This is a genomic window from Rhizobium sp. P1_C7 (genome assembly GCF_056406295.1).
In genome coordinates this window covers 86536-102297 of record NZ_JBFUAL010000013.1, presented here as the reverse complement: position 1 = coordinate 102297, position 15762 = coordinate 86536, and the positions used below count along the sequence as shown (strand labels likewise).

General features: G+C 61.0%; 11 protein-coding genes. 4 read left to right on the top strand and 7 right to left on the bottom strand.

Translation table 11 applies throughout. The features are described from left to right. Positions 1 to 28 precede the first annotated feature (28 nt). Together pbpC and AC1D2R_RS20625 are read right to left on the bottom strand one after the other, a co-directional pair. Complete coding sequence (gene pbpC, locus AC1D2R_RS20630; RefSeq protein WP_477969925.1) at positions 29 to 2110, bottom strand: penicillin-binding protein 1C; 2082 nt, start codon at positions 2108 to 2110, stop codon at positions 29 to 31. Continuing rightward, positions 2107 to 7581, bottom strand: coding sequence for an alpha-2-macroglobulin family protein (locus tag AC1D2R_RS20625; protein WP_477969923.1), 5475 nt, complete (start codon positions 7579 to 7581; stop codon positions 2107 to 2109). The genes pbpC and AC1D2R_RS20625 overlap by 4 nt, the downstream gene beginning before the upstream one ends. A gap of 286 nt (positions 7582 to 7867) precedes the next feature. Here AC1D2R_RS20625 and AC1D2R_RS20620 point away from each other — a divergent pair, with 286 nt between their 5' ends. Continuing rightward, complete coding sequence (locus AC1D2R_RS20620) at positions 7868 to 8278, top strand: response regulator (RefSeq protein WP_477970034.1); 411 nt, start codon at positions 7868 to 7870, stop codon at positions 8276 to 8278. Positions 8279 to 8340: 62 nt separating this feature from the next. Here the strand turns inward: AC1D2R_RS20620 and AC1D2R_RS20615 are convergent, their stop codons facing one another. From AC1D2R_RS20615 to AC1D2R_RS20600, 4 genes are all read right to left on the bottom strand, one after another. Further along, positions 8341 to 8943 carry a HupE/UreJ family protein gene (locus AC1D2R_RS20615; protein WP_477969921.1) on the bottom strand — a complete coding sequence of 201 codons (603 nt, stop codon included), beginning with the start codon at positions 8941 to 8943 and terminating at the stop codon, positions 8341 to 8343. Between the two features lie 266 nt (positions 8944 to 9209). After that, the gene (copD, locus tag AC1D2R_RS20610; protein ID WP_477969919.1) at positions 9210 to 10088 is read right to left on the bottom strand and encodes a copper homeostasis membrane protein CopD; all 879 of its coding nucleotides are present in this window, start codon (positions 10086 to 10088) and stop codon (positions 9210 to 9212) included. Between the two features lie 21 nt (positions 10089 to 10109). Beyond that, positions 10110 to 10478, bottom strand: coding sequence for a copper homeostasis periplasmic binding protein CopC (copC, locus tag AC1D2R_RS20605; RefSeq protein WP_477969917.1), 369 nt, complete (start codon positions 10476 to 10478; stop codon positions 10110 to 10112). 51 nt (positions 10479 to 10529) lie between these two features. After that, a complete protein-coding gene (locus AC1D2R_RS20600; RefSeq protein ID WP_477969915.1) occupies positions 10530 to 11072 on the bottom strand; it encodes a copper chaperone PCu(A)C in 543 nt (180 codons plus the stop codon). A gap of 250 nt (positions 11073 to 11322) precedes the next feature. On the opposite strand from AC1D2R_RS20600, the gene AC1D2R_RS20595 reads away from it, so the two are divergent. Continuing rightward, positions 11323 to 11544, top strand: coding sequence for a hypothetical protein (locus AC1D2R_RS20595; RefSeq protein WP_477969913.1), 222 nt, complete (start codon positions 11323 to 11325; stop codon positions 11542 to 11544). Positions 11545 to 11830: 286 nt separating this feature from the next. Here the strand turns inward: AC1D2R_RS20595 and AC1D2R_RS20590 are convergent, their stop codons facing one another. Further along, positions 11831 to 12625 carry a WecB/TagA/CpsF family glycosyltransferase gene (locus tag AC1D2R_RS20590; protein WP_477969911.1) on the bottom strand — a complete coding sequence of 265 codons (795 nt, stop codon included), beginning with the start codon at positions 12623 to 12625 and terminating at the stop codon, positions 11831 to 11833. A 304-nt stretch (positions 12626 to 12929) separates the two neighbouring features. Here AC1D2R_RS20590 and AC1D2R_RS20585 point away from each other — a divergent pair, with 304 nt between their 5' ends. Together AC1D2R_RS20585 and AC1D2R_RS20580 are read left to right on the top strand one after the other, a co-directional pair. Then, the gene (locus tag AC1D2R_RS20585) at positions 12930 to 14099 is read left to right on the top strand and encodes a glycosyltransferase family 2 protein (RefSeq protein WP_477969909.1); all 1170 of its coding nucleotides are present in this window, start codon (positions 12930 to 12932) and stop codon (positions 14097 to 14099) included. Between the two features lie 333 nt (positions 14100 to 14432). Then, positions 14433 to 15380 carry a glycosyltransferase family 2 protein gene (locus AC1D2R_RS20580; protein ID WP_477970032.1) on the top strand — a complete coding sequence of 316 codons (948 nt, stop codon included), beginning with the start codon at positions 14433 to 14435 and terminating at the stop codon, positions 15378 to 15380. Positions 15381 to 15762: the final 382 nt, after the last annotated feature.

Here is a 15762-nt window from a genome sequence, read left to right as displayed (position 1 = left end):
TGTCTTGCTCCGATTTTGTTATTGTTGATCAATCGACGAAAACGCCGACGCTCGCGGCCCGGCCCATGGCATCGATCACAGTGAGCTTGGAATAGCCGCCGCCATCCGGCATCCATTGATTGGTACGGCGTCGAGAGATATCCGGCAACGGCTTGCCGTTGGCAAGCCAGCGGAAGGGCGCCCTCCCGCCCTGCAGCTTCAGCATCAGCGGCGACAGGTCGCCGCTCTTGGCGCCGAGGTCGACATGCGCGCCCTCGGGGGGGTAGACGATCTGGGGTGCGGGCTCGCGGCCAGACGTCGCCAGAAGCCCACTTGGATTGATGGCGAACCGGCGCTGGCTGATAGGCAGCTGCGACTGGGCGATCCGCGTCGCACCCGACGGAGGGCGGGGGAGGGGTGTTGTCGCAATGCCCGACTTCGCAAAGCCTTCGAACAGGATGGGGGCAGCCGTACCGTAACCGGTCAATCCCGGCGCAGCCCCGTTGTCGGGCCGGCCGACCCAGACGCCGAGAACATATCGCCCGTCATATCCGACGGACCAGGCGTCGCGGTAACCATAGCTCGTGCCCGTTTTGTAGGCGATGCCGCGCTGCGGGGCTCCCGCCGGCGGAACGACGCCCGAAAGGATATCGGTCACGTTCCAGACGGCGACCGGATCGAGCAGGCCCTCACCGTCGATCCTGCCGGGCTGGCTGCTGATGCCGTCGCCGATCCTGACCGCCTGGCCATGACTGGCCAGTGCAGTGTAGAGCTGCACCAGGTCCTTGAGCGTGATCCCAAGCCCGCCAAGCCCGATCGCCAATCCCGGTGTCTCGTTTGGGGGCAGGACGGGATGCACGTCTGCGCGCCGGAAACGGATTAGAAGTTTCGCCGGGTTGACGGCGTCGAGCAGCTTGACCGCGGGAACGTTCAGCGACAGCTGCAGGGCCTCGCGCACCGTGACATCGCCCTGATAGCTCATGTCGAAGTTGCGCGGCCGATAGCCGAAGAAGTCGGCAGGGCGATCCTCGATGATCGTTTCCTGGCTGACCAGCCCTTCTTCGAATGCAAGGCCATAGATGAATGGCTTCAATGTGGAGCCTGGGGAGCGGTTGACGCGCGTCATATCGATCCAGCCGGAACGGCTCGCGTTGAAATAGTCGGCTGAACCGACTTCACCGACGATCTCGCCCGTCTGCGCATTCGCCATGACCATCGCCAGAGAGAGTTTCGGTCCAAGCTTGAGGGCAGCCGCCCTCGCGACCGATTCCAGCCCGTCCTGCACCTGTTTCTTCAGGGTCGTGTGGTGGCGCGAAACACCAGGCTCCTTGCGCAATGCGGCTTCCGCAACATGGGCGGCGAGAGCGGGCAGCTGCATGCGCCCCGCAGGTACCAGCACGGCCTCGGCACGTTGCGCCTCGCCGTCTCCGACAGCGTCAATGACGGCCGCGCGCTCCAGGACGCGCTTGCGCGCGGCTTCAGCCGCCGCCAGATTGCGGTCCGGCCGGCGCCTTTCGGGCAATTGCGGAAGGGCAACCAGAAGGGCAGCCTGTGCCACGGTCAGGCGCCTCGGCTCATTGCCGAAATAGGCAAGGCTTGCCGCACGCACCCCTTCGAGATTGCCGCCATAGGGTGCGTGGGTAAGGTAGAGATCGAGAATCTGCTCCTTGGAAAGCCGCCGTTCGATCTGAATTGCGCGCGCGACCTGCAACAGTTTTGCCGACAGCGTACGGCCCTGGCGCGGCTCGATCAGTCGTGCCACCTGCATCGACAGCGTCGAGGCGCCGGAAACGATGCGGCCGCTGGTGACGAGTTGCAAGGCGGCGCGGCCGATCGCCCATGGATCGACGCCGCGATGCTCGTAGAAGCGGCGGTCTTCATAGGCAACGAGCATTCGCAGGAACTGAGGATCGACGTCGTTGACGCCAGTCTTCAGCCGCCAGCGACCCTCAGGCGTCGCAAAGGCGCGCAAGAGCTGGCCGTCGGCGTCCAGCACTTCCGACGAGACCGTATCGGCCCTGTCGAGCGGCGGTGGAAAAGCCCTGTCCACCGCGTCAAGCGCAGCAACCCCTGCGCCTGCCAGAAAGACGCCGCCCAGGACACCGATCGCAAGTTTCCGGCTCAGTCTCATGGCTGCGCTGCCACAACCTCCATCTTGCCGGTCGCCGTACGTGCCGACAGCTGCGGACGATACATGTCCTCGACGCTAGCGGCCGGATGATCGTAGCTGCCAGGTGTTACAGCGCGCACGACATAGGCAACGTTGATCTCGCGGTTGTCGTCTGCCGAGCGGTTGAACGCCGCGACGAACCGGTCGTTGCGGAATTCGACATGGGCTGCTGTCACATCCCCGATCCAGTCGAAGTTGGTCAGCTGAGCACTATCGACGAGGCTTGGATTGTCGATCTGGAAGCCCGCCGGCAAGAGGTCGGTGACGACAATGCGCGACGGCCAGTTGTTGCTCTCCGTGACGTGCACGACGACCACATACCGCTCGTTCTGCTTGGCTTCGGTCACATTCGCCTGTTCGCCATCCAAGGTATAATAGCTGCGATCGATGGCAAATCCATCGCCGCCGGCAGGCAGCGGGACAGCAGGGGCAGCAACCGTCGTCACGACGGCCGATACCGGATCGCCCGTCTGATTGGTGAGCGTCAGCGAATTGCCCATCAGGGCCTCGCCCGTCATCGTCGCCATATAGGCGCCCCTGTGGAGCGCACCGTTGACGTCGATGTTGAGCGTTTCGTCGCCGCCCTGGATCGCCCGGGCGGCAAGCAGCATCCATGCCTGTTCCTGCGTGCTGGTGTACTTGGCACGATCCCACTCCTTGGCGACCGCCTTGGCGAGTTCCGGCACCACCGGGGGAACGGGGCGGCTTTCCGCAGCAAGCGCAAGGATGGCCGCGCCGTCCCGCAGAACCGAACCGTAGTCGGTGCGAGACAGGTTGACCCGCGTCACCATCGACTGCTCGGACATCTGCAGAGCATCGACGAAGATGTTTTTCGAGCGTGTCGCGTCGCCATAGAGCGCAAGGGCCGCGGCAATGTGGGCCTTGGCAAGTGGCGTCGGGAAGTCGTTGATCATCGTATCGGCGTAATAGCGCAGATCGCTGACAGCGGCCTTCTTGTTGCGGGCAAGGACATAGAGCGCATAGGCGATCTGGTCGCCTTGATCCTTGACGTTGACGTCGTAGCTGAGGGCATTCTGAAGATTTTCCAATGCCTGCGCGAGCGCCCGATCCGGCACGTCGTACTTCTGTTCGCGGGCCCGCGTCAGAAAGTCGGTGACGTAGGAATCGAGCCAGAGATCGCCGCTATCCGGGCCCCAGAGACCAAAGCTGCCAACTGATGCCTGATATGACAGCACCCGGTAAATTGCATCCTGAACTCGCTTCTTCACATCCGTGTCGTCTTCCAGGCCGGATTGCTTGGAGAGCTCGCTGAGATAGAGCAGTGGCATGGCGCGGCTGGTCGTCTGCTCGGCGCAGCCGAAGGGATAGCGGTCGAGAGACATCAGGAGCGCTGGAATGTCGAACGCGGCAGACCGGGTGACACTGACGCTGACGGAAGCGCCCGGCAGGACGCTGTCGGCGAGCAGCGCCTTGTCGACAGTCAGCCTGGCGCCCGGTTTGAGCGCCAGCACGCGACGCACGGTCAGCGGCAACACCGCAGGCCGAACCGGCACATCGACGCTCTGGTCCAGCGACAGCCCGGCGGCGTCGGAAAGGTTGATCGAAACGCTGCCGTTACCGGGCTGCCTACCGGTCAAGGCAAGCGTCACGGCCGATCTGGCACCGGCCTCAAGGCGGATGGTTTGCGAACCATTGTCGACGGCAACGGCTTCATTGCCGCTGATTGCCAGCTTGTAATCACCCGCCGGCGCATCCGTGTTGGCTATATCGAGACGAAGCTCGGATTTGTCTCCCGGTGCGAGAAAGCGCGGGAGGCTCGCCGTCACGACGACAGGATCGCGGATGATCACATCCCTCGTCGTCTGACCGACGCCCGACTTCGACCACGCCACCGCCATCACGCGTGTGGTGCCGTTGAACTGCGGAATATCGAAGTTCACATGCGCCTTGCCTTCGGCGTCCAGTTTCAACGGGCCGGAGAAAAATGCGACAAGTTTCTGTGTGGGCGGGCTGCCCTGCAGCGCGACCGCGCCGCCATCGCCGCCGGTTCTGAGTTTGCCGGTCGCACCCAATGAGCCGTCGATGAGACGACCGTAAAGATCGCGGATTTCGAGACCGAGCTGACGCTGCCCGAAATACCAGTCCTGCGGATTCGGCGGCTCATAGCGGGTCAGGTTGAGAATGCCGACGTCGACGGCAGCAACCGTCACATAAGCATCCTCGTTGGCACCGGCACCCGCAACGGCAAGAGTGATGGGGAGCGACCCACGCGGCAGCATCTTCTCCGGCGCGTCGATTTTCACCTGCAGCGCGCGTTCGGCCGGATCGACCTTCAGCCATTTGACGCCAATGGCGCGCATCGGCATGTGGCTGTCTTGGGCATCGCCGGGGCGGAACAGGGTCGCGGTGACATAAGCACCGGCACCCCAGTCGTCGGTGACAGGAATATCGACCTCGCCACCCTTGTCTCCGATCGCTGCATTCTGGACGGCAACGAGCGTTTCAGTCCCCGCCGCGATCATCAGCTCGCCGGCATAGCGCGAAGAAACCTTCAACCTGGCTGTCTCGCCGACCTTGTAGCTGTCCTTGTCCAGCGCGATTTCCAGCCCGTCAGGCGTTTCCGTCGAGGTTGCCTGAACGAACCAGCCAGCGTCGAATTCGACGCTCGACGTCGGACCCTCGGCCTTCGTACTTTCAACCTCCAGCCTGTAGCGACCCCATCCGACTGGCGAGGAAATCTTGGCCCCGTCCATGCTTGCGTCGACGTTGCCGTTCGCGACCTGCTCGGCGGTGTAGACCGGCTCGTATTTCCACGCTGTCCCGTCGCGATACCATTGGTAGTCGCGGTTGAGTTTGTAGAGCGTCCAGCGAAGCCCTTTCATCTCTTCCTTCTGACCGTCAGCACTGACGCCGATGGCAGTGAAGTTGGCGATCGAGTTTTCGCCGAGATCGCCGGAGAATTCCGGCTTGATGCCGATCATTGGCCCCTGGTTCTTTACCGGAATGACCAGCGAGCGCTCGATGGCGCGACCGCCGGTCTCCTGCATCCTGATATAGACAGTTGCGTTGAGAAGCTGCGTCGTCGCCGGCAGATCGCCGACCGTCAGATCCGTGACACCCTCGCCATTTTCATCGAGTTCCGGCAGCCCTTCGATGGACTGGCGCGCATCCTCGCTTGCCTCTTCATCAGCAAGGCCGAAGAAATAACCGGGGAATGCGTCACTCTGGCGGGTTGGCTTGATGACGACGTCGCCCTCAAGGGTCAGGCCCGCGGCAGGCGCACCGTAGAGATATTTCCCGCTGACATTGACGGTCGCAGGTGTCTGCGGACCGATGACCTTGGCCTCGGTCTTGATCTCCATATCGGTACGGTCAGGCACAAAGTCGTCGACGAGGAAGCTTTTCGTCGCGATCGGCGAGCTCTTCGGATCGGTATGGATGTTCATCGTCCAGGTGCCCCGCATGGCATTTGTCTGAACGTCAAAGTCGAGCGCGTATCCGCCGATATCACTGGTCTGGCGGACGATCCGGCGATCCTCGACCCCGTCCGGGCGCAGGAAGATGAAGGTTAGCGGAAGGCTCCCGATCGCATTTCCATCGGTGTCACGGGCAAGCGCTGCAGCATGAACCGTCTCGCCGGCCCGGTATATGCCGCGTTCCGTCCAGGTCAGAACGTCGATTGCGCCGGGAGAACTGCGGCCGGTAACGCCGCGGTCGGAAAGGTCGAAGCCGGCGCGTGTCATGTCGAGGAAGACGTAGTCGGACGTTCCGTTCTTTGCCGTTATCACGGCCGGCGTCAGCGCCGATGCGCCTCGGATCAGGCCGGCCGTGAAGGTCGCGCGGCCGCTTTCATCCGTCTTGGCCGTTCCGAGAACCTCATTGTTCTTTGCCAGTAGCTGCAGCTCGACGTCCGCCATCGGCTTGGCCGAGGCCAACGAGCGGGCAAACACGTTGAGGCCATCCGTACCGGCATAGGTCGTGACGCCGATGTCGGATACGACGAACCATTGCGTTGCCTGGGCATTCCAGTCCTGATCCGGCGCGTTGGGTGCCGTTGCCGTCAGCACATAAACACCGGTCTTGCGCTCCGGCAGCGCCTCGTCCACCGGGAAGCTGGTAACGACATCCTTGTTGAGATCGTTGGCGATATCGATTGCGCCCTGCCAGACCAGCTCGCCGCTCTCGTCCTCAATGCGTTGGGCGCTGTAGCCATCGAGCTGGGTGAGAAACTGTGAGCTTGTCAGCAGCGGAGCGATGCCGCGATCGCCAATGCGATAAAGTTTGAGATTGGTTGACGCCATATTGACCGAAACGATCGGAATACCGCGCCTTGCCGTCGACGGCAGAACAAAGCTGTCGCCGGTGAAACGTACGCTCGCAGTGCGATCCTTGACATAGATGTCGAGGCTCACCGGAGCTTCCAGAACCTCGTCGACGGAGGACGGAAGACCGGTGCGGAACGCGATCTTGTAATTTACGCCGTGCGTCAGGCCCTCGACGCAGATCTGTCTGTCCTTGGTTTCAAGCGCCTTCGGAGAGGCCCCGTTGAGTGTCACGAACGGCGTGTAGTCGGTCGTCTTGACGAGGGTATCCGAGAAGGTGACGCAGGCGCGCGGCGACGCGCTGTCTGCGTCGACCGTGTGGTCGGTGATGCGAAAGCCCTGCGTTGATTTCAGCTGCAGGAAGGCGGCCTGCACTTCCCTGGAGTTCACAAGCGCGAGGCTTGCCTTGTAGGCATTGAGAGCCGCGCGATAGTTCGTATTCTTCTCAAGGGCAACCGCAAGCACTGCGAGCGCGTCGGCGCGGCCGGTCGCGGTCCGGCTGAGATCGTAGCCGTTGAGTGCTGCAAGAACCGCCTGCGCGTAGATGTCGCTTCCGCTACTGGCATCGGTTTTGACGAAGCTGTCGCCAGCGCGCGCCGTTTCCAGCCACAAGTCGGCATTCTCCGGCGTCAACGCCAGAGCGCTGCGGAAGGATTTCAACGCGTCGACAACATTGCCGGCCGTCAGATCGATGCGCCCGTTGGCGACGAGGCTGTCGGCAGTCTGGCCCTGCTGGTCCTCGGCAACTTCGAGATTGGCCTTGTCGTCACGCGCCTGCTGAAGGACGTCGCCGGACAGGAATTTGATACGGGGGGCCGCGCCGATATCCGGCTCCTGCTCCTTGGCGGTCCCGACAATTTTTCCGGCAATGGCGCCCGGGAAGGCGTTCATCGTCTTGAAGTCTGACTTGAGGAAGCACCACTTGGCGGTCGGATTGTAGGTGAACGCCTTGCAGGCCTTGTCGCCGATGCAGCTCGTCTTGCACTGATCGAGCGTGACGTTTTGCTCGGTGCGCAGGTCAAAGCCGAAATAGTCGGCGTCCCGGACGGTCTGGATCTCACGTCTCGTCTCCGCAGCGCCAGCCGCGGCGCCGACAAGCAGTGTCGAAAGAGTAACGGCGACAGCCGCGAAAAACACGCGTGCAGACATAGAGCCTCCCAAGATGCTGGCGCTGGATTGCGCCACTCTCCGGCCTACCGTTGCGCTTGTCAACTCGGCGTGCGGGCTATGCCGCGACCAACCTTGGTTTGGTTTTGCAACACTCGGCAACGCCCATGGGACGGGTGTGACCAACACCCGACAGGAAGACGTCCCGTTAAATATTTTTTAATGTTAACAATATCTTACACAGGCAAAAATCTGCGTCGTGGCGGAACATATGTCGTTCCGGCCCGTTGTGTGCTTGAGTTCTTCGACATGGAAGGCAAGAACCGTGATTGGTACAAGCGTAGAGCGTAACCTGGAGCGTGGGGCCGTCGAAAAACACCGCGTCTTGATCGTTGAGGATGAGCTGTTCATCGCCCTTGATCTCGAGGCGACTGTCAGGGCCATGGGATTTGCCGTGGCCGGGCTTGCGACGAGCAAGGATCAGGCATTGGAACTCGCCCCGGCAGCCGACATCGCATTTGTCGACGTCAATCTTTCCGATGGCCCCACAGGGCCGGAGATCGGCCGCCGACTGGTGGAGGAATATGGCGTCACGGTCGTGTTCATGACAGGCAACCCCGAGGCGGTGGCGGGCCGACTGCAAGGCGCACTCGGGGTCGTCACAAAGCCGGCGATGCAGTCGGCTGTGGAGAGGTCGTTGAAGCACGCGGCAGCGGCGCGCGGCGGGTTCGCCTCATAGGCGGCCACACCCGCAGACCGACCCCCAACAGGAAAAGCCCGGCTTTTCGCCGGGCTGCGTCGTCAGATTACGCCTGTCAGAAGGCCGACGCCAGCGAGTGCTGCGATGCCGCCAGCCGCGCGCGTGGCGAATGCGCCATTGCCGTCGCCGGCTTTTCCGATCAGATAGCCGGCCGCAAGGCCTGCGGCGTGGAGCGTCGCAGTTGCGATCATGAAGCCCGCCGCAAAAGCGATGCCTCCTGTTGCTGCGGGCATCTCGGCGCCGTGAGCATGACCGTGAAAGATAGCGAACAAGCCGACGATGCCCGCCGCAATCGCGACTGGAGCCTGAATGCCGAGTGCAACGATCGCTCCAAGAACAATCACCGACAGCACGATGCCGATCTCGACAAAGGGAACTGCGATTCCCATCATGCCGAGTGCGCCGCCGACAGCCATCACCAGCACAAAGGTCGTCGGCACGATCCAAACGGCGCGGCCGCCGAGCTGCCAGGCAAGTACCCCGACCATCCCCATGGCCAGCACGTGATCCAGCCCGGAAAGCGGATGGCCGAAACCATGAACAAAGCCGGCGGTATTGCCAACGCCGGTGTGGGCAAGGGCCAGCGACGGAGCAAGAAGAAGAGCCGCAACCGCGGCGCAGAATTTAACATTCTTTGAAAACATGTGTGCCCCTTGAAAACGTGCTGTGTCGCATTGGAAAATGACACGGCAAAGTACCCCGATAAAGAGAAAAAACGGGCACTACCGTCATTTGACGTAGAGGGTGGAGGGTTGTGAAACGGGTGGTGTGGAACCGCCCTTCGAACCGGGATCGCGGATTCCTGTTGTCGTAATACCAATCGCCACACGATAGAGGAGCTGTCCTACGCTGCAGATTGCCACGATCGGAACTGGAGATCCCTTGCAAACCGGGCCGTCCCACAGATGGGTCAGACCGGCGGCAAAGTGCCTAGCCACGCCACAAGCGCGACGACAGCGATGCCGAGGCTTATCTCGGCAGTGGTCGAAAACCTCAGCGCCACCAGAGACCGGCTTCGGGCAAGACGCGGCACAAGCACATATCGGTTGGCAATCGCAAGGATTACCATCACGCCGACCAGCCCGATCTTTGCCACAAGCAGCAACTGATACCCGCGAGACCAGTCCGACGGGACGCCGCTGACGATCAATATCGTATTGACGATACCCGACAGAAGAACAAGCGCGACGGCGACATGCCCCCCCGTCGAAAACCGCGCCAGAGCCACGCGGGCGTCATGTTGCCATCGCCGATCGTGAATCAACGGCAAGAGAGCCAGGACCGGTATGAGCGCGCCGAGCCACGCGCCGCCCGACAAAAGGTGGAGGGCATCATTTGCCCGATGGAACGTCCGCAACCAGCCACTATCCATCGCCGCATGGCCGCTGATCACAAGGCTGATCAATAGCAGGCCAGCACAGACGGCCCGGGCCGCTGGACGATGCCTGACTGGCAGCACAAGCGTGCCGATGAGCAGCGCGGTGACGCACGCCTGTACCAGCCACGCACGACCTACGCTCGTCTCAAGCGCGACGGTTTGCAGCACGGGAGGCGAAAGGGCATCGGCCCATCCGTCGCCAATCGCCGCCGCCCGCAATGGAAGCATCACCATCGTCGTTGCAACCACCATCAGGATCGCGACGTTGCGCTGCGTGCGCAGTCGCTGATCCAACAGCCTCGACAGCTGTGCCGGCAAGAGACAGGCAAGGTATGCCGACGCGCCCCACAGGAACAGAACTGCCCCGTCGAACAGAAAGCGACAGAGCATCAGGCCAAGGTCAACGGTCACGGCCGGGGTCACGGCAGGGGGTCACGGTTTGACGATAAAGTCATAGGTACCCCTGGTCTTGTGGCCATCTTCCGAAAGCACATGCCACTCCACTGTGTAGCGACCGGCATCGAGCTTGCCGGTCACAGGGACCACCAGCGTCTTGCCTTCGTCCGCGAGCCTGGCATTGCCGACGTTGATAGCCGCCTTGTCCGGTCCAACGATTGTAATTCCGGAGAATTTGAGTTCGAGTTCCTCCGAAAAGCGCAAATCGATCTCGGTCGGTGCACTTGCGACGGTGGCCTTGTCGGCGGGAACGCTGGTGGTGAGGTGTGCATGCGCCAGCGCCTGGCCGCAAAGGCCGAGGCTTACGATGGCGGAGGCGGGAAGAAGGCGCCTGAGGTCAAGCATGGGGATGTCTCCTTATCGGATCAAAATGGGAAATCGCGGTCGAACTGGTGCCTATTGTGGCTTGGACATATCCATGCCGCCCATGTCCGAGTGATCCATGTCCGAGTGATCCATGTCCGAGTGGTCACCGCCCTCGTTTGATCCGCCCGCGTTGCCGACGGCAAATTCGACCTCGACGGCACCGGCCTTTTCGAATGTCAGTGTTGCCTTGATCATCTCGCCGCTCTTGAAGGGCTGCGCCACGCTCATGAACATGATGTGGTAGCCGCCTGGCTTGAGGTCGACGGTCTTGCCGGCCGGAATCGTCAGACCGCCGCTCACCGGCCGCATGGTCATGACGCCAGCGTCGACGCTCATCAGGTGAACTTCGGCTGATGCCGCACGATCGCAGATCACGCTGACCAGCCTGTCGTCGGCGTTCCCATTGTTGGTGATTTTCATGTAACCGCCACCGACCTTGGCGCCGGGGACCATTGCGCGGGCATGCGGGTGGCCGATCTCGATGTCGCCCACCTTGAAGCCGTGAGCTGCTGCGAAAGTGGCAAGCAGACCGGCAAACAGCAGGCCTGTCATAAGAATAATGAACTTTTTCATTCTGTTGCTCCTTGCGGGACGGTGTCTCGTCCTGACGGTGCGCGACGTGCCAGCGTAGCGCTTGGCGACGGCCGTCGGTGTGAGACGAAATTGGACATGACTATGATCTGGATAGCGCCGAACGCGATGAATCGAGGCTCAGCGCTGGCATGGCGACAAGCGTCACGACGTCTGCCGGAACGCTCGTTCAGGCACGCGCGAGAGTGCCGGGGGGCGCTCTTGCGCCTCTGCTGTGAGGAAATAGTTGCCCGTGAACAACGACGACCTTAGTCGGCCGCGCAGCGTTTGCCTCTATGCGAAAACGATCGCTGGGGCCACAAACGGGATCAGGCAAGAGGGCCGCGGAACTTATCCGGCAGGCTTCGCACTGAACGGCATGCGCCTGTTCGTGCCTGTGCTTTCCCTCGACCTTGCCGGCAATGCAGATGACCGGCAGCGTGCCATCAGGAAGAGCGTATTCGGCAAACTCTAATGGAACGAAGGCGCCGCCTGCGAACACCGGAGCCTGGTGGGCAAAACCGACGAACAGCAGAGCGATGGCGCATATCATGCGCATCAGCCACTGAGCCATGTTCGCTTTTGCGGTTCTCACCTGTTCCTCGCCGCCTCTCGGTTCCGTTGTCTGTACGGAATATTCCGATAATTCTCAATACGGCAATTAAACCAATATTGGAGCCAGGACGCCAGACCCGATAGATGGCAAGGTTGCACCGTGGCGGAATTCCAAGGCGTTGAGCCGAGAGCGTGGGGGAGGTCCGCTACGCCCGGTGATGCGCACGGCTGACAAGTTCCTTGTAGAACAGATGCGCAAGCGGAGCGACCGCAAGGAGATATCTGCGCCAAAGTCTCTTCGGATCCGAGGCCAGGCGATGGGACCATTCCAGTCCTGCGTGGCGCATCCAGGATGGCGCGCGTTTTTTCGCACCAACGAGAAACTCAAGCGACGCTCCGATGCAGAGCCCTACACCGCATGCCTCTGGCCTCTGCGACAGAGCATGGGCAATCTTTTCGGATTGTGGCGAGCCTATTGCAATGAAGACGAAGCGCGCCGGCTCGGCGGCCGCAAAATCAACGCAAGCCTTGAGGGCAACCGGATCGTTCTGGACGTTTTGCGGAGGAACGAAGCTTCTGAACCGCACGGCGGGAAAGGCCAGCTCCATATCACGCGCAATCACGGGATTTGCTGCGATCAGTGTCACCCGATCGCCCTCCCTGATCACGGTCTTGAACATGCGTGCGGTAAGGTCCGACCCGGTAACAACCGGAAGATCAAGCGCCACGGCATGCGAAAGAGCGGAAATCGGCTTGCTGTCGCAAAGCGACATCCAGGCGTCGTCGTAATAGGGCGCCAGCATCCGATTGCCGTTGAGCCGCACCACGTGATCCACATTGGGGGTGACGACATAGCGGAATTTCGATTGATCACCGCTGGCGCGCACAAGGTCCAGTGCCCTATCCTGGGCAATGTCGTCAAATGGCGCGCCAAGGAAGTAATGTCGGGCTCCCCGGGGCGAAGCGGCCGATCGAACTGGGGATATTTCCAATGCCGGCATGATATTGTCCCTGTTTTTGGCGACAGCCAGCCGCCTCGGTCCCGTCAATTGACAAGACAAGCTTCAAATATTTGATTTTGCTTTCTATTTCAGACTATCGGATTGAGGCTCGCGCGCAATTATCCGTCACTCAGCAATTCGGCGTACGCGCGGTATGTCGGTGGTCGCATACTCATCAGAAAGCATTATCAAAGACCGGTGGTCCGCATCCGCCATCCCATGCTATCGTTGAATTGAGTATTGTTTGGATTTTCACTGCTTCCGAAAGGTACATACTGTGTTATACGTGGCAATACTTACGCTGATGATAGTAATAAGTGGGATATTTGCCATCCCCGTCTTCATCTTCGCCGTCGAATGCATCGTCGGAAGTTGGCCTTTGAGACGGGCACCAGCAGCCGAAATCCTGATCCGCCCGCCCGTCGCCATTTTAATACCCGCACACAATGAAAGTGTGGGCATCGCCGAGACGCTGAGCAATATTCAAAGGGAAATGAAACCGGGTGACCGGATCGTGGTCGTGGCAGACAATTGCGATGACCAGACAGCAGACATGGCTCGAAGCGCAGGTGCATACGTTGTGGAGCGCCACGACGCGTTGCGACGCGGCAAGGGTTTTGCGCTGGACGCTGGCATCCAGTACCTGAGACAGGCTCCCCTGCCGATCGTCGTCTTCATTGATGCCGATTGCCGCATTGCCAGGGGCACGCTGGACAAGCTTGCCGCAGCAGTCCTGGTGACGAAGCGACCCGTTCAGGCACGCAATCTTCAAATCGCGCCGCCCGAAGCCGGTCTCAATCTGGCGGCAGCCGAGTTTGCGTTCCTCGTCAAGAACCATGTCCGGCCTCTGGGGCTCTCCAGGCTGGGTCTGCCATGTCTGATGACAGGAACGGGCATGGCGCTTCCCTGGTCGTTGCTTGAGGATGCAGACCTTTCGACCGGGCATCAGGTCGAGGACATGAAGTTCGCACTCGATCTGGCGCGAGCCGGGCACGCACCACGCTTTTGCGAGCAGGCCTTGGTCACGAGTTTCTTTCCCCACTCGAAGGAGGGAACCGAGACCCAGCGACGCCGATGGGAGGGTGGCCACCTCTCCATGATGCGCTTCGCGATCAATTCGCTTTCACGGCCCAGCACCTGGAGGAACATCGGGTATGTCGCTCTGTTGTTCGATATCCTCGTGCCGCCGCTCACGCTGCTGGCTGCCGCTGTGGTGTCAATGATGTTTATGACCGGTGTGTTTGCGTTGCTGGGAGGAGGATTGCTCCCGCTGGCGATAGCCATGACGGGCGCCGTCCTGTTCCTTTTTGCCGCTGGCGTTGCATGGATTGCGTATGGAAGGACCGTCCTGCCTCCTCGAAGCCTGGCGCAGGTACCTCGCTACGCAGTGTCAAAGATCAAGCGCTATCCGAAGACGTTGTTAGCCGGCAACGCAGCCGAGTGGGTAAGAACGGACCGAACGGGGCCACACTGAACTGATCCGGTGGAATAACGAAACGTTTTCTGCCAGCAATTGAGCACGCTTCTGCTGGAAATTACTATATCAGCGCCTGTCTCGGCGAGACATTCCATGTATAAATTCCATTATTACATGGCAAATGATCATGAATCTGGAAACAAACCGGAGATTGACCTTTTGTGTAACTACCTTCCTCTCGCAAGGGCAGATAGTCTGACGTCAACAAGGGTCTGTGTCAGTTCGCGCAGACACTGCGCCGGACCTTCGGAACTGTGCGTCACTATTGGCAGCGCAAAGATGGTCATGCTTTAGCATCGAAGGGCTTTGGAGGGGTCAATGCCGGAAAAAATGCACCAGGATACACACAACCTATTCGATGAAGAGGCCGCTCGGGCCAAACTGTCCGTCATCATCGTTACGTATAACAGCGCCGCCGCTTTGCCTCCCCTTCTGGATTCGCTTCCCGCAGGTCTCGCGGGGATTGATCGCTTCGAGGTCATCATCGTCGACAACGATTCCCAGGACGGCTCCGCCGATTTGGCCGAAGGCCATCCCGTACGCCCGACCGTCATCCGGATGGGTCGCAACGCCGGCTATGCCGCGGCCATCAATGCTGCGGCAGCGACGGTGCATCCTCAGTCCGATGTCCTCATCCTCAATCCCGATCTCAGGCTGTATCCCGGCGCTGCAAAACCGCTGATGGAACATGTCGCAACACCGTCGACAGGCGTCGCCGTGCCGCTGAACTACACGGAGGATGGCAGGATCGATCACACGCTGCGGCGCGAACCATCCATCCTGACCGCATGGGCAGATGCAATTTTGGGTGGCGGGCTTGCCGGGCGCTGTGGATGGGGAGAGACCATCAGCAAGGCAGACCGCTACGCTCGCCGCGGATCGGTGGAATGGGCAACCGGATCGGCTCTGCTGATCTCGGCGCGTGCACGACGCATGGTCGGCGAATGGGACGAAACGTTCTTCCTCTACAGCGAGGAGGTGGATTATCTCAGACGCGTGCGCGAGGCAGGCTTTGAGGTGCTTTACGAGCCGGAATCGCAGGTCATGCACGCCGGAGGCGGAAGCGGCAGAAATCCGCGGCTTTTTGCGCTGATGACTGCCAACAAGATCCGCGACTACGCTCGTCACCATGGCGCCTTCCAAACCTCGCTGTTCAGACTGGGTGTCGTTGTCGGGCAGGCAATCAGGTGTTGGCGCGGAACGTCGCACCGGGCGGCCTTTTATGGCGCCATCAAACCTCTGGTGCCCGGGTCAGATTTCATGACCCTGCGTAGCTGAAGTGTAAAACCCGGAAACGCCGGCGCGACAATTTCCATGCGTTTGTCACAATGCGCGCGGCGACGCGGAAAGAGGTGCCAGGCAGCACCCGGCAATGTCGATGTCCACCCATCACCTCGCCAGGAAGGCCCCCACCCATTCGGCTCTAAAAACTGGCAAACGCCTCGCAGCATTCGCAAAAACCGGCGGAGTGCATTTCGGCGGCAGGACCGCCATAGTTGGCAGCAGGGCTGCCCGGGGCAACGCCAAGACTCCCCGCCCGGTCGCGCTGATCGGGAGAGCATACCGCAGGCGCGCCCAAGGCCAATTTGCACTCGATACCCCTGCGCGAAAGACGCCGCCTGTCGACCTCTTATGAAGTATAAGCAAGTAACTAATCATA

Coding starts and splice junctions, on each gene's coding strand:
- pbpC (WP_477969925.1), bottom strand. CDS start 2,110: ATGAGACTGAGCCGGAAACTTGCGATCGGTGTCCTGGGCGGCGTCTTT.
- AC1D2R_RS20625 (WP_477969923.1), bottom strand. CDS start 7,581: ATGTCTGCACGCGTGTTTTTCGCGGCTGTCGCCGTTACTCTTTCGACA.
- AC1D2R_RS20615 (WP_477969921.1), bottom strand. CDS start 8,943: ATGTTTTCAAAGAATGTTAAATTCTGCGCCGCGGTTGCGGCTCTTCTT.
- copC (WP_477969917.1), bottom strand. CDS start 10,478: ATGCTTGACCTCAGGCGCCTTCTTCCCGCCTCCGCCATCGTAAGCCTC.
- AC1D2R_RS20600 (WP_477969915.1), bottom strand. CDS start 11,072: ATGAAAAAGTTCATTATTCTTATGACAGGCCTGCTGTTTGCCGGTCTG.
- AC1D2R_RS20590 (WP_477969911.1), bottom strand. CDS start 12,625: ATGCCGGCATTGGAAATATCCCCAGTTCGATCGGCCGCTTCGCCCCGG.
- AC1D2R_RS20585 (WP_477969909.1), top strand. CDS start 12,930: ATGATAGTAATAAGTGGGATATTTGCCATCCCCGTCTTCATCTTCGCC.
- AC1D2R_RS20580 (WP_477970032.1), top strand. CDS start 14,433: ATGCACCAGGATACACACAACCTATTCGATGAAGAGGCCGCTCGGGCC.